18 protein-coding genes are annotated in these 17,590 nt (G+C 60.1%); 5 read left to right on the plus strand and 13 right to left on the minus strand.

Features of this window, described 5'->3' with window-relative positions; all coding sequences use genetic code 11:
• Nucleotide 1: 1 nt before the first annotated feature.
• Both def and CCOY_RS06855 read right to left on the minus strand, forming a co-directional pair.
• Complete coding sequence (gene def, locus CCOY_RS06850) at nt 2–502, minus strand: peptide deformylase (protein ID WP_070423242.1); 501 nt, start codon at nt 500–502, stop codon at nt 2–4.
• Between the two features lie 39 nt (nt 503–541).
• Nucleotides 542–2,551, minus strand: coding sequence for a primosomal protein N' (locus CCOY_RS06855; RefSeq protein ID WP_092102654.1), 2,010 nt, complete (start codon nt 2,549–2,551; stop codon nt 542–544).
• A 187-nt stretch (nt 2,552–2,738) separates the two neighbouring features.
• Between CCOY_RS06855 and CCOY_RS06860 the strand changes: the two genes are divergently transcribed.
• The 3 genes from CCOY_RS06860 to CCOY_RS06870 are packed head-to-tail and all read left to right on the plus strand — an operon-like array spanning nt 2,739 to nt 4,943.
• On the plus strand, nt 2,739–3,668 hold the full coding sequence (locus CCOY_RS06860) for a polysaccharide deacetylase family protein (RefSeq protein ID WP_167594522.1): 930 nt from the start codon (nt 2,739–2,741) through the stop codon (nt 3,666–3,668).
• A gap of 18 nt (nt 3,669–3,686) precedes the next feature.
• Nucleotides 3,687–4,091: a hypothetical protein gene (locus tag CCOY_RS06865; protein WP_092102660.1), complete on the plus strand. Its 405-nt coding sequence runs from the start codon at nt 3,687–3,689 to the stop codon at nt 4,089–4,091.
• A gap of 3 nt (nt 4,092–4,094) precedes the next feature.
• Entirely contained in the window at nt 4,095–4,943 is an 849-nt protein-coding gene (locus CCOY_RS06870) for a hypothetical protein (RefSeq protein ID WP_070423107.1), read from the plus strand.
• On the opposite strand, the gene metK is transcribed toward CCOY_RS06870, so the two are convergent.
• The 11 genes from metK to pyrR form a co-directional block, all read right to left on the minus strand.
• On the minus strand, nt 4,940–6,157 hold the full coding sequence (gene metK / locus CCOY_RS06875) for a methionine adenosyltransferase (RefSeq protein WP_092102663.1): 1,218 nt from the start codon (nt 6,155–6,157) through the stop codon (nt 4,940–4,942). The two genes, CCOY_RS06870 and metK, sit on opposite strands and share 4 nt — an antisense overlap.
• Nucleotides 6,158–6,229: 72 nt before the next feature.
• Nucleotides 6,230–7,459, minus strand: a complete 1,230-nt coding sequence (gene coaBC, locus CCOY_RS06880) for a bifunctional phosphopantothenoylcysteine decarboxylase/phosphopantothenate--cysteine ligase CoaBC (RefSeq protein ID WP_092102666.1) — start codon at nt 7,457–7,459, stop codon at nt 6,230–6,232.
• Nucleotides 7,460–7,532: 73 nt separating this feature from the next.
• Complete coding sequence (rpoZ, locus tag CCOY_RS06885; protein WP_371325710.1) at nt 7,533–7,847, minus strand: DNA-directed RNA polymerase subunit omega; 315 nt, start codon at nt 7,845–7,847, stop codon at nt 7,533–7,535.
• 13 nt (nt 7,848–7,860) lie between these two features.
• Entirely contained in the window at nt 7,861–8,448 is a 588-nt protein-coding gene (gene gmk, locus CCOY_RS06890; protein ID WP_070423104.1) for a guanylate kinase, read from the minus strand.
• Nucleotides 8,449–8,450: 2 nt separating this feature from the next.
• Entirely contained in the window at nt 8,451–8,774 is a 324-nt protein-coding gene (gene mihF, locus CCOY_RS06895) for an integration host factor, actinobacterial type (protein WP_070423240.1), read from the minus strand.
• A gap of 231 nt (nt 8,775–9,005) precedes the next feature.
• Nucleotides 9,006–9,824: an orotidine-5'-phosphate decarboxylase gene (gene pyrF, locus CCOY_RS06900; protein ID WP_070570393.1), complete on the minus strand. Its 819-nt coding sequence runs from the start codon at nt 9,822–9,824 to the stop codon at nt 9,006–9,008.
• Nucleotides 9,824–13,198 (minus strand): carbamoyl-phosphate synthase large subunit, encoded by a 3,375-nt coding sequence (gene carB / locus CCOY_RS06905; protein WP_244268732.1) that lies wholly within the window; start codon nt 13,196–13,198, stop codon nt 9,824–9,826. The genes pyrF and carB overlap by 1 nt, the downstream gene beginning before the upstream one ends.
• Nucleotides 13,199–13,220: 22 nt before the next feature.
• Nucleotides 13,221–13,682: a carbamoyl-phosphate synthase domain-containing protein gene (locus CCOY_RS06910; protein WP_070816216.1), complete on the minus strand. Its 462-nt coding sequence runs from the start codon at nt 13,680–13,682 to the stop codon at nt 13,221–13,223.
• A gap of 4 nt (nt 13,683–13,686) precedes the next feature.
• Nucleotides 13,687–14,970, minus strand: a complete 1,284-nt coding sequence (locus CCOY_RS06915) for a dihydroorotase (protein WP_070451380.1) — start codon at nt 14,968–14,970, stop codon at nt 13,687–13,689.
• A complete protein-coding gene (locus tag CCOY_RS06920; RefSeq protein ID WP_070423099.1) occupies nt 14,967–15,905 on the minus strand; it encodes an aspartate carbamoyltransferase catalytic subunit in 939 nt (312 codons plus the stop codon). The genes CCOY_RS06915 and CCOY_RS06920 overlap by 4 nt, the downstream gene beginning before the upstream one ends.
• Nucleotides 15,906–16,466, minus strand: coding sequence for a bifunctional pyr operon transcriptional regulator/uracil phosphoribosyltransferase PyrR (gene pyrR, locus CCOY_RS06925; protein WP_070423098.1), 561 nt, complete (start codon nt 16,464–16,466; stop codon nt 15,906–15,908). It lies immediately after the preceding gene.
• Nucleotides 16,467–16,623: 157 nt separating this feature from the next.
• Here pyrR and CCOY_RS06930 point away from each other — a divergent pair, with 157 nt between their 5' ends.
• Both CCOY_RS06930 and CCOY_RS06935 read left to right on the plus strand, forming a co-directional pair.
• The gene (locus tag CCOY_RS06930) at nt 16,624–17,106 is read left to right on the plus strand and encodes a YbjN domain-containing protein (RefSeq protein ID WP_224212667.1); all 483 of its coding nucleotides are present in this window, start codon (nt 16,624–16,626) and stop codon (nt 17,104–17,106) included.
• Entirely contained in the window at nt 17,103–17,570 is a 468-nt protein-coding gene (locus tag CCOY_RS06935) for a YbjN domain-containing protein (protein ID WP_070451375.1), read from the plus strand. Before CCOY_RS06930 ends, CCOY_RS06935 begins: the two co-directional genes overlap by 4 nt.
• Nucleotides 17,571–17,590 lie beyond the last annotated feature (20 nt).

Genomic DNA, 17,590 nt, shown 5'->3' on the forward strand with positions numbered 1-17,590 from the left:
GTTAGTTCTCCTTATTCCACTCCGCCGCGGCAATCGCATCGAGTGCCGCTTTGCGGTCAGCTGGCGACATTCGGGCCGTAAACATCACGCCGTCGAGATGGTCTGCTTCGTGCTGAATGCAGCGTGCGAGCAATCCGCTGCCGCGTAGTGTCAGCGGGCGCCCACACATGTCGGCGCCATGGGCAACCACGGTGTTGTGCCGCTCAACAGTCCCGCGAACATCAGGCACCGAAAGGCATCCCTCCACACCAATTTGGGTATCTTCGCCCAACGGCGTCCACACCGGGTTCACGATGTGTCCCCGAAGGCCCTGACAATCGAACACAAACACTCGCTGTGCGACACCGACCTGGTTTGCCGCTAGGCCAACACCCCCAGCCGCATCCATCGTCTCAAGCATGTCACCCACGAGCCTGTGCAGGCGTTCGTCGAACACATCCACCTCCTCCGCTGCCGTGTTGAGCACCGGATCCCCGAATAGACGAATGTCGCGTATGGCCATGAACGCCAAGTGTACTGACCTGGACAAGCGAAATTTCGCTTACCCGATATCCACCGGATTGACCTGGATACGCAGTGGCAGTTCCTGCTTGGACGTCGTCCACGCGACTGCCCCTGCCCGCAGCGCCTTGCCCAGCGCCGACCGCCCGGTCAGCGGCGCACGTACCAACATGCGTTGTGCCGGTCCGTATTCACGCCGATCCCACTCGCCCGGCAGACGAACACCTGGTGGCAGATCCACAGGCCCCAGAATCTCCGCGTAGTCCGGCAGGTCGGTGCGTTCGAAGAACTGCTCCAGCGCGTCGCGAGGCGCGTCAACCACGGCAACGTGGACCGCCGGTGGAAACCTTGCCTCCCGACGCAGCGCCAGCTCTGCCGCCGCGAACCCTGGCGCATCCCAGCGAATGAGGTGCTGCACCACCGGCATGCTTGGCTCCGCTACCACCACGACCTCCCCGCCGTCGGCGTGCGGCTGGACGAGCGTGGCAGCAGCCATCCATTTCGACAGCGTGTCCTCCACTGCCCTTAAGTCAGGGCGTTGCACGAGCGCCCACGCGTCAAGCAACACAGCAGCGCCGTATCCGCCTGGTACTCGAGGCTCCGCACCTGGCGTGGCGACGACAATCGCAGGCCCCGCGTCAATCGTGCGCGAAATACGATCGCCCCCGGACGTCTTCACCCTGTATTTGGCAAAGGCACGGCCAAGCTCTTCCGCGGTGCGCTCAGTGCCCAGCACGACGGCCCGCACGCGCCGGGAACCGCATGACGGACACACATGTGCAGGGTCCATTCGGCCACACCACCGACACGTCGGTGCCGCTGCTTCACCACCGGACGGCAACCCCAGCGGTCCGTTGCACCAACGGCAACGCGACGGTGTACGACACTGCCCACACGCAAGAGATTGGATATAGCCGGTGCGTGGCACCTGGAACAACACGGGTGTGCCCCGCTCGAGGGCTTTCGTCGCGGCTGCAAATGCTGACGAAGGCAGACGCGCCTGTTTAGCCCTCGGGTCCCGTTCAAGCTCAAAGTCAGAATCGCCCGCGGCGTGAATGTAAGGCGAACGTGTACGAAGCGTTTGGCGGGGTGCGACCAGTTCGTGCATCCAGCCAGATTCCACCAACAGTTGCGCCTCTGCTGTGCGTGAGAATCCACCGATGACCAAACATGCGCGCTCAAGGCTCGAGCGCGTCGTGAGCACCTCCCTGGCGTGAACGTAGGGCGCGCGGGGATCCACCAGGTTGTCATCGCCGTCGAACATCACGACCATCAACCGCAAGTTCTGGACCGGCGCGAACGCGGCGGAGCGGGTCCCTACCACGATGCGCCCTTGGCCGTGGAGAACGGACAGGTAGCGGGAATACCGTGCTTGGGGTCCCTGGGAGGCGGTCAGAGTCGTCACTTGTTTTGCCGCAACGAGCTCGCGTAGCGCTTCCTCGCAACGGTCAACAGCATCTTGGTCCGGAACCACAATGAGCGCGCCACCGCCGTCCTTTGCCACCTTGACAGCGAGTGCGGCAAGCGCGGCAGGCCAATCCTCGCCCGGCACCAACTGCCACGCGGCACGAGCCAGCTTTCCCTCTACTACGGCATCGACGAAGGACTCACCGTGTGTGTACGTCGTCCATGCGGAAAGGTCCGGCTCGGCTACCTCCCCGAGCTCCACCCATGGTGTGGAGGTATCCGTTTCTTCCGCTTTCGCATGTCGTGCGGGTATTGCAGAACGATAAATGTCGGATCGGATGCCTGCGTACCGGTCCGCGAGTGCGTCGATAAGCATGCGCGTGTGCTCCGGGGCCACGACCTCGGGTGAGATGACGCGTTCGATGAAGCGCAGTGAGCCTTCATGGCTTGTCGACGACACCCGCTCCAGCACGATCGCATCCACGAGCCTGCCTGCAAACCGAACCCGCACGCGGACGCCTGGCTGTGCGGCATCGGCATCCTGCTCGTCGACAAGATAATCGAAGGCCCGATCAAGGTGCGCGAGCCCCAACATAGGCAGCACGCGGGCCACAGGCAGGTTAGCAGCTCGCGTGTTCGACATGGTGCAGCATTCTAAACCACGCCACGACACGACACTCCGGACCTAAGGCTCAGCTGTGCGAAACAGTGCGGTAGTAATAGATGCATCACAAATCAATCGCGCCGATGAGGGACCCGCTTCCGCCATGAAACGTCTGCTTCCCGCAGTCTTATCCGTCTGTATATCCGCTGCAGTTGCCGCAGGAGCCATGACTGCTCCCCAAACACATGCGGTTGACGTCACAAATCTTTCGCTAGGAAGCAAGCAGACACAACTGCTTTTTGCAGGCTCCTCCCTTGGCCCGATACTTAGTCCAGGTAACGGCTCGCCGATCGACAACGTATCCGCCTACATCCACGGCTCGTCGCAAGGCGCACAGCAAGCCGTACAGGACAACTGGCGCAAGGCATACAACCAACTCCCCCAACAAGTTCGAGATAGCGTGCCACCTCACCTGCGCCCTGCACCGCAGGAAGAAGAGACTGTGCCGGTAACCGTGGTCCCGGCAGCGGAGCCAACGTTGTCTCCTAACGCGGCCAACTGCAGCAATTGCGTAGCAATTACGTACGACGACGGACCGGTTCCCGGTACGGACCGCCTGCTCGACATCTTCAAGCGCAAGAATGCGCATGCGACGTTCTTCGTCGTCGGTAACAACGTCAATGCAAACCCGAAGATCCTGCGCCGCATCCGCGCCGAGGGCCACACGATTGGCAACCACTCGTATTCACACCCGGACCTGGCGCGCCAATCCGACGCAACGATCGGGTCACAGCTCAGCGACACGAGTGCTGCCATTGAGAAGCAATCGGGAGTGAAGGTGCACTGGGTGCGCCCGCCCTATGGTTCCTACGACGGCCGTGTAATCAATGCTTCCAAGGCCCGTGGCCTATCGCTGGCAATTTGGGACGTTGACACGATGGATTGGAGCCACCGTGACACCGCACGCACCTGCTCCATAGCGGTCAATCAGGCGCAAGCTGGATCGATTGTGCTCATGCACGACATCCACGAGCCGACCATCAACGCAGCGGAATGCATCATCGATGGTCTGCGCGCCAAGGGGCTGCGTCCGGTAAGCCTCGACGAGATGATTAAGGACCCCGTCCCGGGGCGTGTGTACACCCACGCGAATTAGCCGTTAGACTTCGTCGCCATGACTGATCCAGGCGAGCATGGCGAGCATACAGACGAGCAATCGGAAGACACTGCAGACCGCGAAGGTTGGCTCAAGGCACTTCCCTATGCCGTTTTTGCACTGTATGTGATCGCACCTGCACTCGTCATTCCCGTCGCTGGCACGCCATGGCTCCTCGTTGGTTTCATCTTTGCTGTCGCTGCCATCGCAGGGCTTGTCGACGGCTACTGCTTCCGTCCCTCTTGGACATTGCCACTATCCGCCGCTGGCGGTTTCTGGGTGGCGAAGATGCTTTACTTCAATGACGGCACCTTCATCTATGCACTCGGCGTGGCTGTCGTGTCGGCACTTTGCGTATGGCTGATGTCTTTGGTGCGCAAGCAGCCGGCCCCGGTGTCGTCGACAAGCAGTGCGCAGGTGTAGCCGATGGAAACCTGGAGCCTCAACCACCCGAAGTATGGGCTTATCGAACTGCGTGTGGGATTCGACCGCGACTTCGCGGCAGAGGACCCTGAGTGGCCCGGAGATGAGACTGACAAGGAAGGCACCCTGGCCACAGACAAACACACGCTGCCCGAACGCGTCGAACTCTGGGCAAAGAATCCGAGTGAGCGCATGGAAGTGCGTGTCGACGGCACCGTGCAGCACCGCTACAACGACGTGAACAGCGGGCGACTCCCCCTTTTTGGAAACGGCGGGGCAAAACTCGAGACTCCAATGGGGATCGGCGTTGACCGCCAAAAGCCTCACCTTAAACTGCGTGCAAGTGGCTTCGACGAACTGCTCAGTGTCGAGTTTCGGGAGGGCGACACCATCGTCGAGTTCGACCCTCCAGAAGGCTCACGCGGTGCGAAACGGCGTCGGACAATGGAATCGAGTTCGCTCAAGCGCACACTCATCCCTATGGCCGAAGGCTTGGGCAAAGGTGGCTGGGCGCTGGCGGTGATTGTCCTCGGTCCGATCGTAAGCCGAATCATCGACCGGCTTCTGCGCTACCTTCCGGACTGGGAACTCCCCGACATCACCTTGCCGCACATGGATCTTCCGGTCCCGCACCTTCCCCAAATGGATCTTCCGCTCCCCCAGATCAACTGGCCTGAATTAGACCTCCCGGACTTGCCCGAGTGGGTTCTTGTTGCGCTCGAATACTCCAAGATCTGGCTGCCAATCCTCATTGGCGTGGTTGTCGGAATCGTGGCCTTGCGCAACCACAAGAAGTCTGAACAGCAAAAAGCCGCCTGGGACAAACCCCAAGCGGCTTCGAAGGAAACTTAAACGCCTGCGGCTGCGCGCAAGTCGTCCACCTTGTCGGTGTGCTCCCAAGGCACATCGATGTCTGTGCGACCAAAGTGGCCGTAGGCAGCGGTTTGGCTGTAGATCGGGCGCTTCAAATCCAAATCACGGATGATCGCATCCGGTCGCAGATCGAAGACCTTCTCCACTGCCTGCTGGATCGACTCGTTGGTCTGCCCCTCAGCGGCGGTACCGAACGTCTCCACGTACAGGCCAACCGGGGTTGCACGACCAATTGCGTACGCAACCTGAACCTCAACACGGTCTGCGAGGCCCGCAGCGACAATGTTCTTCGCCACCCAACGTGTCGCATACGCGCCGGAGCGGTCCACCTTTGAGGGATCCTTGCCAGAGAACGCGCCACCGCCATGGCGTGCCATACCGCCGTAGCTATCCACAATGATCTTGCGTCCGGTCAGGCCTGCGTCCGCCATCGGACCACCGGAGATAAACGAGCCAGACGGATTGATCAGGACCTTGGTGTCCTCGCGGTAGAACTTCTCCAGACCGGCGTCTTCCATGACCCAAGCGATAACGTGCTCTCGCAGCGCCTTCTCAAGTGCCTCACCAGTGAAGTGTGGGTCGTGCTGCGTGGAGATCACGATCGTGTCGATAAACGCCGGAGTATCACCGTCGTACGCAAACGTGACCTGAGTCTTGCCGTCTGGGCGAAGGCCATCGACGATGCCCTCGTGGCGCACCTGGGACAGTCGGCGTGAAAGGCGGTGCGCAGTCGCAATTGGCAGCGGCATGTACTCAGGGGTCTCGTTGGAGGCGTACCCAAACATCAGTCCCTGGTCACCCGCACCAGACTGGTCAGTCTCTTCAGTGGAGGACTGTTCGCGCACCTCCTGGGAGGTGGTCACGCCATCCGCAATCTCCTGCGACTGATCACCGATTGCGATGTTGACGCCACAGCTGTTGCCGTCGAAACCAACCTCGGAAGAGGTGAACCCGATTTCCACCAATTTGTCGCGCACGATCTTCGCAATATTGGAGTACGCAGACGTGCGAACCTCTCCAACAACGTGAACCTGTCCAGTGGTAACGAGCGTTTCCACTGCAACGCGGGACTGTGGGTCCTGCGCGAGCATGTCGTCCAAAATCGCGTCCGAGATCGCATCGCAGATTTTGTCTGGGTGCCCTTCAGTGACGGACTCACTGGTGAACAGTCGGTAGTAAGTGTCGAGTGACAACGGATCTTTCCTTTACGTGGCCTTGAGGCTGATTCTCCAACACACTAGACCAAGCGGTCTAAGTACGCAAAGCTAAGCGCGAAGCTTTTCAATCGCATTCCAGATCCGAGCAGCTACCTCGTGTTTCGTTCCGTCCTCAATTTCCAGTTCTTCGCCAGACGCACTCAACAACCAACCGCGGTTAGTTGACTGGCCAAACACATTGCCACCAGCAACCGAGTTCAGCATGAGCAAATCCGCGCCCTTACGCTTGAGTTTCGCGCGACCATTCTCAAGTTCGTTGTCCGTCTCAGCTGCAAACCCGACGATCGTGGCATGAGTCTCGCCAGCATCTCGCTTTTCGACGAGACCTTTAAGGATGTCCGGGTTCTCGGTCAAGCGAACAACGGAGAGCGCGTCATCGCTCTTGCCCTTCTTCAGTTTCGTCGTAGCTTCAGATTCTGGACGGTAATCGGCCACAGCGGCCGCCATCACGATGATGTCTGCGCCTGCGGCACGCTCATCCATCGCGTCTTTCATCTCACGTGTGGATTGCACACGCACCACCTCCGCCCCTGAGGGCACAGATAGTTCCGCGGTTGCTCCAGCCACGATCGTGACCTGTGCTCCCCGCTGCGCTGCGATGTCCCCGAGTGCAAACCCCTGCTTGCCAGAGGATCGGTTACCAATGAAACGCACAGGATCAATATTTTCTTGCGTTCCTCCCGCGCTAATAAGTACGCGGGTTCCTGCGAGCGTCTGCTTCATTGGACCGGTTGCCAACACCGTACGGGCTAGCTGCGCAATCGCCTCAGGGTCCGGCAAACGACCCGCGCCCGTGTCCTTACCCGTCAGGCGCCCATGCGCCGGCTCAAGAACCGTAATCCCACGCGAACGAAGCACCTCTACATTGTGTTGCGTCGCTAGGTTATGCCACATTTCGGTGTGCATTGCAGGCGCAAGCACGACGGGGCATGTGGCCACAAGAATGGTTGCAGCCAGCAGGTCATCTGCTCGGCCTGCTGCGACACGGGCCATGAGATCAGCGGTTGCAGGTGCAACAACGATGAGATCGGCCTCTTGACCGAGACGGACGTGCTGGACTTCGTCGACACGCTTGAATACCCCAGTATCAACTGGGTTTCCGCTCAGCGCCTCAAATGTTGCTGCGCCCACGAACGACAACGCGCTTTCCGTAGGGATAACGCGCACATTATCGCCATGCTCTTTAAAGTCGCGGACCAAGTGGCATGCCTTATACGCAGCAATTCCGCCGGAGACACCGATCACAACGTTCTTGGGGGCAGACGTGGCTTCGTTCATGTGGGCCAAGCATACAAAAACGCCGTTGCGGAAGCCCCAATGGCTCACACAACGGCGTCATTAGCAGAAGCGTTTACTGGCCTTCCTCGTGCTCGAGGAGGCCTGCCTCGATCTCACGCAGCGCGATCGACAGCGGCTTCTCACCAGGCTCTGGCGTTACCAGCGGGCCGATGAACTCGAAAACACCATCTTCGGAGTTCTGGTAGAAGCTGTTGATCTGACGTGCACGCTTGGCCGCAAAGATCACCAGAGCGTACTTCGACGAGACCTTCGTCAGCAGTTCATCGATCGGCGGCGCGGTAATGCCGTCCGGGGTGTCGTAGACACGTTCCTGCTGAGTCTCCTCAACAGCGGTGTCCTGCGACAGGTCATTGGTTGATTCAGTCACTAAAACCCACTCGCTAATTGTTGTCGGATGTTGCGCCTAGAAGGATGCGCGCAATGTGTGCAACGGCATCGTCGACATCGTCATTCACAACAACGGTGTCGAACTCCCCTTGCGCATCGAGCTCCTCGCGCGCGGTGGTGAGCCTGCGCTCAATCACAGCTTCCGTCTCGGTCCCACGACCCGTGAGACGTTCAACGAGGACTTCCCACGACGGGGGTGCAAGGAACACTGTACGCGCTTCAGGCATGAGCTGCTTGATGTTGCGAGCACCTGCGAGGTCCACCTCTACGAGTACCGGGCGCCCGTCTGCAAGAGCTTCACGGACCGGACCCGCAGGCGTGCCCGAGCGCTGAAGGCCTCCGTGAATGTCAGCCCATTCCAGCATCTCACCAGCATCGATGCGCTGTTGAAAATCATTCGAGGAGACGAAGTAGTAATCCCTGCCGTCGACTTCGCCCGGGCGTGGAGCCCGAGTTGTCATCGAGACAGAAAAGTAGAGGTCCGGCACCTCGCCGCGCAGGCGGCTAACCACCGTTGACTTACCTACGGCAGACGGTCCGGCCAAAACGACCAGCTGCCCGCGGGGCGCCACCTCAGCCATGTTTAGTTCTCTTCGAAGCCGAAGCGCTCGAGCAGAGCACGACGCTGACGCTCACCCAGGCCACGCAGGCGACGGGTCTGAGCGATCTCCAGCTCCTCCATGATCTCGCGAGCCTTGACCTTGCCAACCTTCGGCATGGCCTCGAGCAAAGCGGAAACCTTGGTCTTGCCGATGATCTCGTCGGTGTCAGCCTTCTCCAGCACGTCCTTGAGCGTGGTCTCGCCGCGCTTCAGGGAGGCCTTCAGCTCAGCGCGCTTCTTGCGAGCCTCAGCCGCCTTCTCGAGGGCTGCCTTGCGCTGTTCATCGGTCAACTGTGGAAGTGCCACGGGTTCCTCCATGTAGGTAGTTCATTCAATATGTTCAGGCCGACTCGTGCCGGCGCGGGGCCTCCTCCACACTCTGCGTTTCAGAAGGCGCACCGCATCCGACACAGTCTAACACTGCATCTGGTTGGCACCGGGAAAATGGAGCGCATTCTTGCTGCATTTCTCCATGTCACCGTTGCGACGCACCTAAACTACCAGGGTTTTTCTCAGCCGATGAAATGGACCCGCTAGTTATGGCTGTTTTACCAGTTCAGCGACACGTTTCCGCAGTTCAGTAACGTCCGGTCCAGCAGACAAGACGGAACGGGAAACATTCGGGAACACCAGGTGTGCGTTTGCACCTGCAATCTGCGCCGCGTCTTCCATCGTCGCTCCCTGCGCTCCGACTCCAGGCATAAGCACTGGAGCATTGAGCGCGTCGAGCACCGGCGGCTTCGCCACAGTTGCACCGACAACGACACCAACGTGGCCTACTGCAGCGCCCTGGTTGTACGTGGCGCATTCATCGACCATCCACTGCGACACCATGCGTCCATCGATTTCACTCGTCTGGAACGCTTCAGCTTCAGGGTTGGAGTTCGCAGACATCACGAACACGCCCTTACCGTGCGCTGCAGCAAGTGAGATGGCAGGCTCCAGCGACCCGACACCCAGATACGGTGTCAGCGTGAGCGCGTCCGCTTCCAACGGTGAGCCTGGTTGCAGCCACGCGGCGGCGTATCCAGCCATCGTGGAGCCGATATCGCCGCGCTTGGCGTCCGCGACGACGAGCGTCCCGCTCTCACGGAGTGCGGCGAGGGTCTCCTCGAGTACCGCGAAACCCGCAGAGCCGAACCGCTCGTAGAAGGCAACCTGTGGCTTGACCAACGCAACTGATCCTGCAAAGGCCTCGACACAAGCCGAGGAAAACCGTTGCAGACCATCAATGGTGTCCGGAAGACCCCACTTGTCTAGCAGCGCCGCGTGCGGGTCGATGCCTACACACAGTCGGCCATATTCGTTACCAGCGGCAACGAGACGCTCCCCGAAGGAGGCATGGGGCTGTACCACTACTGGCCACCCTCTGCGTTCTTGGAGACGCTGTGCTCGAGCTCCTGGAGGCTGGTCACATCAATAGAGTTGCTGCGCACTGCTTCGATGCCTTGGACTGTGGCGGTAACACCCTGCACATCGGTCATGATCGGTACATCCGCGATCACGGCTGCGGCACGGATGTCGTAGCCATCGTGGCGCGCGGTTGTCGAGCCCGCCGGAGTGTTCAGGATGAGATCAATCTCGCCGTCCAAGATCCGCTCCACGATGGAACGGCCCTTCGCACCTTCGCGGACCTCGGAGCCCTTGAGTGCTACTTCGCATTCGATGCCGTTGCGGCGCAGCATTTGCGCTGTACCTGCCGTCGCGATCACCTTGAACCCCATGGTGGACAAACGCTGGATCGGGAAGATCAGGGTGCGCTTGTCGTGGTTAGCCAGGGAGACAAAGACCGTGCCCTCCGTTGGCAGTTCGCCGTAAGCAGCGGCCTGGGTCTTAGCAAATGCCACACCGAACGACGGGGCAAGCCCCATGACCTCACCGGTGGACTTCATTTCCGGGCCGAGGATGGTGTCCAGAATCGACCCGTCTGGGCGGCGGAAGCGGCTAAACGGTAGTACCGCTTCCTTCACAGCGATCGGGTGGTTCAGCGGCAAGGATCCGCCATCGTAGTCGGACGGGATGAGGCCCTCGTCGCGAAGTTCAGCGATCGTCGCGCCGAGCATGACGCGTGCTGCAGCCTTCGCAAGGTGGACGCCGGTCGCCTTGGAGACGAACGGCACCGTACGCGATGCGCGCGGGTTTGCCTCGATGACGTAGAGGATGTCGTCCTTCAATGCGAACTGGACGTTCATCAGACCCTTCACCCCGATACCGTGAGCGAGTGCCTCAGCGGAGCGACGGACCTTTTCAATGTCGTCGGGGCCGAGCGTCATCGGCGGAAGCGCACAGGCGGAGTCGCCAGAGTGAATGCCGGCTTCCTCGATGTGTTCCATCAGACCACCGAGGTAGACCTCGTTGCCGTCAGACAACACATCGACGTCAATTTCGATGGCGTTGTCAAGGAAGCGGTCCACAAGCACTGGGTGGTCCGGGCTGAGCTCGGTTGCGCGCTCGATGTAGTTGCGCAGGGAGTCTTCGTCATAAACGATCTCCATGCCACGGCCTCCGAGCACGTAAGACGGGCGCACGAGGACGGGGTAACCAACCTTGTTGGCCACTTCGCGAGCCTCTTCGAAGGAGGTTGCGGTGCCAAATGCGGGAGCTGGAAGCTTGGCTGCTTCGAGCACCTTGCCAAACTCGCCGCGGTCCTCCGCCAGATCGATTGCCTCGGGGCTCGTACCGACGACTGGCACGCCCGCATCCGCGAGTCGCTGCGCGAGGCCCAGCGGGGTCTGACCGCCGAGCTGCACAATAACGCCAGCGACCTCACCGGTAGCGGCTTCCGCACGGTAGATCTCCATCACGTCTTCGAACGTCAACGGTTCGAAGTAGAGACGGTCCGCGGTGTCGTAGTCGGTAGAAACGGTCTCCGGGTTGCAGTTGACCATCACGGTCTCGTAGCCAACGCGGGACAGTTCCAGGGCGGCGTGGACACAGGAGTAGTCGAACTCGATGCCCTGACCAATGCGGTTCGGACCAGAGCCCAGGATGATGACCTTGCCCTTGCTGTTTTCCTTTGCACCGGTGAACTGGTCAACCTCAGACTCGGCAGCCGGGTCGAGTTCGTACGCCGAGTACAAGTACGGAACCTTCGCCTCGTACTGGCCCGAGCAGGTGTCCACGGTCTTGAAGGTCGGGTGGATACCCAGCGTCCATCGCAGTTGACGCACGCCATCTTCGCCCGCGAGTTCTGGGCGCAGCGTAGCAATCTGGGCGTCGGACAAGCCTTGAGCCTTTGCCTCACGCAGAAGATCTGCGTCGAGCACAGGGGCGTCGATAAGCACCTGGCGGAATTCGACCAGCCCAGTGACTTCCTCGAGGAACCACGGATCGATGCCGGAGGCTGCGTAGACCTCATCAACGCTCGCGCCGAGGCGGAGCGCAAGCTCGACATCGTAGAGACGCTTGTCGGTCGGCACCTTAAGGTCTTCGAGCACCGCTGCGACGTCATTTGCACGCTCTCCTGCGACGTACTCGTCGGAACGAGTCCAGAAGCCGTTTGGCTTGTCTTCCATCGAGCGCATGACCTTGTTCAGGCCCTGGATGTAGTTGCGGCCAATCCCCATGGCCTCGCCAACCGCCTTCATGGAGGTGCCCAGAGTCTCGTCCGAGCCCGGGAACTTCTCAAAGGTAAAGCGTGGCATCTTGACGATGACGTAGTCGAGGGACGGCTCCTCAAGCGCAGTGGTCGCGCCACCGGTCATGTCGTTGGCAATCTCGTCGAGCGTGTAGCCAATAGCTAGTCGGGTTGCCACCTTTGCAATCGGGTAGCCGGTCGCCTTCGACGCAAGTGCAGACGAACGCGACACGCGCGGGTTCATCTCGATCGTGATCATGCGGCCGTCTTTGGGGTTGATGGCGAACTGGATATTGCAGCCACCGGTCCTGACACCGACTTCACGGATGATGGCCTTGCCCTGTTCGATCATCTTGGTGACCTCGGGCTCGGTCATCGTCAACACCGGCGCCACCGTGACAGAGTCGCCCGTGTGGACACCCATGGCATCCACGTTCTCAATCGTCGCAACCGTAATGCAGTTGTCATCCGAGTCACGAATGAGCTCGAGCTCGATTTCTTTCCAACCGAGGATGGATTCCTCAATGAGCACGTTCGCTTCTGGCGATGCGGTCAGGCCGTCACCTGCGATGCGGTGCAAGTCGTCCATGTCGTAGGCAAGGCCGGAACCGAGACCACCCATGGTGAACGACGGGCGCACGACGACTGGGAAGCCGAGCTCCGCGACGGTTTCTTCCACTTCTTCCATGGTGTAGCAGACACGGGAACGGGCAGACTCGCCGCCGATCTTTTCCACGATGTCCTTGAACTTCTGGCGGTCTTCGCCACGTTCAATCGCGTCGATGTCTGCGCCGATGAGTTCAACGCCGTGCTTTTCCAGAATGCCAAGCCGGTCCAGCTTGATGGCCGTGTTGAGTGCAGTCTGACCACCGAGCGTCGGCAGAATCGCATCAACCGGGTGGCCTTGCTCTGCCTCGCGGGCGAGGATGCGGTCGATGTACTCCGGCTGGATCGGCTCTACGTACGTGTGGTCGGCGAACTCAGGGTCGGTCATGATCGTCGCCGGGTTCGAGTTCACCAGGGTGACACGCAGGCCTTCTTCTTTGAGCACGCGGCACGCCTGGGTGCCGGAATAGTCAAACTCGCACGCCTGTCCGATGACGATCGGCCCGGAGCCGATGACCAGGACGTGGTTGAGATCTTCTCGCTTCATAATGTTTCTCCTGGTCTTTCTTTTAAGCTTCTTGCTTTTCGACGATTACCTGCACGCGCACCGACTTACCCTCGTGCTGCGCTTGTGAGACGTGGCGGACCAGCCTGCGGGTGTCTACACCCCAGATGCCGGTAATGCCCTGCGCCTTCATTTCTTCTTCCAGGCTGTGCTTTGCTTCCTGGTTCGATGCGATGCGAGCGAGATCGCGGATCACCACGGCTTTTGCCGTGATTGCCGTACGTTCCTCCCCTGCTCCTTCACCTGTCCAGCCAACATTGCCGATGTGCGGTGTAGCGAACACCAGGATCTTGCCGTCGTTATCGGCAGAGCACATTTCGCGCTCGTAACCGAACATATCGATGATGCTCTTGAGATCGCCTTCAATGTCACCTTCCGGTGCTGCGCCGAAGACGAAGCCGGTGAATTTCTCGCCTGTGTCGAGGACGAGTTGTGCGCGGGTGCGCTGCTGCTGTGTTTTTGTCATGGGTTTAGGCCTTCTTTGCAGAGTAGGTTTGGGTGCCGCGCAGCCAGGTGCCAACTACGCGTGCGTTAAATTCGATGCCTTCGTAGGGAGTGTTCGACGCCTTCGACGCCATATCCTTGCCCTTTGCGGTCCAGGTGTCCTGTGGATCAATCAAGGTGAGGTTTGCTGGCTCGCCAACCGCGATCGGACGGCCCTGGTCCTCAAGCCGCAGAATTTCGGCAGGGCGCTCGCTCATGACCTTGGCCACGAAGCGCCAGTCAGCAAGACCCGATTCGACGAAGACTCGGTGCACGATCGCCATGGACGTTTCTAGGCCGAGCATGCCTGGCTTGGCGTGCTCGAACTCCACGCACTTGTCTTCAGATCCGTGAGGAGCGTGGTCGGTGGCGATGACGTCCACGGTGCCGTCGAGAAGCGCTTGCTTGAGCGCTTCAGCGTCGCGCTTTTCGCGCAGTGGAGGGTTGACGCGGAACAGGCCGTCGTAGGTGGACAGCATTTCGTCGGTAAGCAGCAGGTGGTGCGGGGTGACCTCTGCCGTAACGTTGATGCCCTGTGCTTTGGCGAAGCGAAGCAGCTCGACCGTGCCTTCGGTCGACGCGTGGCAGAGGTGGTAACGACCACCGTAGTCACGAGTCATGATGGCGTCGCGTGCGACGATGGATTCCTCCGCGACACGTGGCCAACCGCGAAGCCCCAGGCGCGCTGCCTGCTCGCCTTCGTGGGCGACAGCGCCCTCGGTCATGCGGTGATCTTCCGCATGCTGGGCGAGAATCACGTCGTGTGCCTTGGCGTATTCGATAGCGCGGCGCATGAGCTGCGGGTCGTTGACGCACTTGCCATCGTCGGAAAACATGCGCACACCGCTGCGGGCCATCAGACCGATCTCGGTGAGCGTCTTGCCCTCGAGTCCCTTGGTAATCGAGCCCACCGGGTAGACATCGCACTTACCGTACGTCTGGCCCTTCTCCCAGACCGCCTCGGCGAGGAACGGCTGGTCGATCACCGGGTTGGTATTCGCCATGGTGAATACAGCGGTGAAGCCTCCCTTGGCGGCAGCATCCGAGCCGGTAGCGATGGTTTCGGTGTCCTCGCGGCCCGGCTCACGCAGGTGCACGTGCATATCGACGAGACCAGGCAACAACACGTTGCCACCGCAGTCGATGGTTTCATCAGCATCGTCAAACGGGTTGTCCCCAATGGAGTCGATGACACCGTCTTCCACATCAATGAGAATGCTGGTCACGTCCTCGCCATATGGACGAACGTTGTTGAGTGCAAGCTTGGTCACTTGATCGCTCCTTCTTCGCCGCCAGTGCCGGCGAGCAGTGTGAACAACACGGCCATGCGGGTGTACACGCCGTTAGAGACCTGGCCGAGAACGACAGCATTGTCGCGATCGGCCACGTCGTAGTTAATTTCCATGCCACGCAGCATCGGACCCGGGTGCATGATCAACGCCGAATCCTTCATGCGGTCGGCTCGGTCAACGCTCAAGCCGTACAAGGTGGCGTACTCGCGGTGCGACGGGAAGAACCCGCCGTTCATGCGCTCGGCCTGCACGCGCAGCATCATCACGACATCTGCGTGCTCAATCTCGGCATCGAAGTCATACGAGACACGTGCCGGCCAGAACTCCACACCGGTAGGCAGCAGCGTCGGCGGCGCAACCAACACAACCTCTGCGCCCAAGATGTGCAGTAGATCCACGTTGGAGCGAGCAACACGGGAGTGCAAAATATCGCCGACGATCAGGACGCGCTTTCCAGCGACATCGCCAATGTGCTGGCGCATGGTCACCGCATCCAGCAAAGCCTGTGTCGGGTGCTGGTGCTGGCCGTCACCTGCGTTCACGATGCTTGTATTCGGCAACCACTTGGCCAGAAGCTGTGCAGCACCCGAAGCAGGGTGGCGCATGATGATCGCGTCTGCACCGATTGCCTCCAAAGTTGCAGCGGTGTCTTTGAGCGATTCACCCTTCTTCACCGAAGATGAAGACGCAGACAGATTGATCACATCGGCGCTCATCCACTTGCCCGCTGTCTCAAACGACGAGCGGGTACGCGTCGAGTTCTCGTAGAACAACGTCATCACAGTGCGGCCGCGCAGGGTCGGAAGCTTCTTGATCTCACGACCATCCAGAGCTTCCCGGAAGCGGTCCGCTTCATCCATCAGCTCGATGATCTCTTCGCGGCTGAGATCTGCAATATCGATGAGGTGCCTCATTTACGCCTCCCGTTCCAGGGTCACGCGATCTTCACCGTCGAGCTGGGCGATCGCGACAGTGACATCTTCGTCCTTAGATGTGGGGATGTTCTTGCCTACGTAATCCGCGCGGATTGGCAGCTCCCGGTGGCCACGATCGACCAGCACTGCGAGCTGGATCGCGGCTGGCCTACCGATGTCGCGCAGCGAATCAAGGGCGGCGCGAATGGTTCGGCCGGAGTACAAGACATCGTCGACAAGCACGACAATTGCCCCGTCGATGTCGACCGGAATGTGGGTTGGGCGCAGTGCCCGATGTGGCTTGTCGCGGAGATCGTCGCGGTACAAAGTGACGTCGAGACTGCCTACTGGCACGCTCACGCCTGAAAATTCTTCAACCGCTTCCGCAATACGCTGCGCTAACGGAACACCACCGGACGGGATCCCCAGCAGAATGACCTGCGGTCCGTCGCTGTCGTCCAGCGTTGTCTTCTCGATGATCTGGTGCGCGATGCGTGCAACAGTGCGACCGACGTCCTGAGCGTTCAGCAGCTCAACCGTCGACCGTTCGTTTCCACTCATCGAACCTCCTTCCCCGCCTCTCTGTGCGGCATTTAAAGGAAATATCGACGCGGTCCCGCCTATCGGGGCCGTGTGAAGTCTCGGAGACTGCGCTTCACATTAGCACCAGCACCGCGCCATCGCGAGGAGTTTCACCCAGATGGGTATTCTCGCAAGTGTGACTACAGAAGAGACTGAAGCCATCCAGCCCAACGAGCACCCAGAACGCAACGTTCCGGAACCGGTGACTACCGAAGCAATCGCCGCGATTTTTGAGGAAGAAAATCTTGAATACCGCGTCGAAGATCAAGCCGTGCGCTCTGGTTTTATCAACGCAGCAATCGTCATTGCCCTCGACGGCGATCACCTCATCTTCGAGGCCCTGTGGCGTGGCGAGTTTCCCCGCGATAGCGCATCGCAGGTGCTGTTTGCCTGCAACGAGCACAACCAGACGCATTTTGCACCGACCCTGCGTTTCTTCGAACGCGGTGAGGACAACCTGGCTGTGAGCGCCATTCGCTCGATGAACATCGCCGATGGAGCCTCATTCAACCAGCTCGGCTCTTTCATTGTGACGTCTATCGACGCCACGCTTCAGGCATTCGACTACCTCAAAACCACTTTCCCGACCGTCGTGAACTGGGAGGAACCGCAGCAGTGAGCACCGCAACTCAAGTAACCATCGACCGCGTCATCGAAACGATGGCGAAGCAGGGCATCGAAGTTTCCGACGACCCGTCTGGCCGCGCAGGCCACGCCCATTACAAGGGATTCAACCTGCTGTTTGTCCTGTTGGACTCAGTGTTGATCCTGCGTGCGGACTCGGTTACCGACACCCCGTCCGACACGCCCGATGCCACCTTGTACCTGGCCGCAAACCAGGTCAACAGCTCGTACCTCGACGCGCGTGCGCTCGTGGTCAACCGCACCGAGACGATCGTTGTGCGCACCGAATCGGAAATCGCGATCGGCGCAGGGCTAAGCGACGAGCAACTCGCGTCCTCGCTCAAGGCCGCTGTTGCTGGTGTGTTGGAAACCCAAGATGCCATGCAGGTGCTGGTGGGCGAGATCAAGCGCACCGCTGAGGAAGCAAGCGCAGCGCAGAACGATACCGAGGAGAGCTAAGCGGTTTTCTCACCGCTTAG

This window comes from Corynebacterium coyleae (assembly GCF_030408635.1).
GTDB classification, from domain to species: Bacteria; Actinomycetota; Actinomycetes; order Mycobacteriales; family Mycobacteriaceae; genus Corynebacterium; species Corynebacterium coyleae.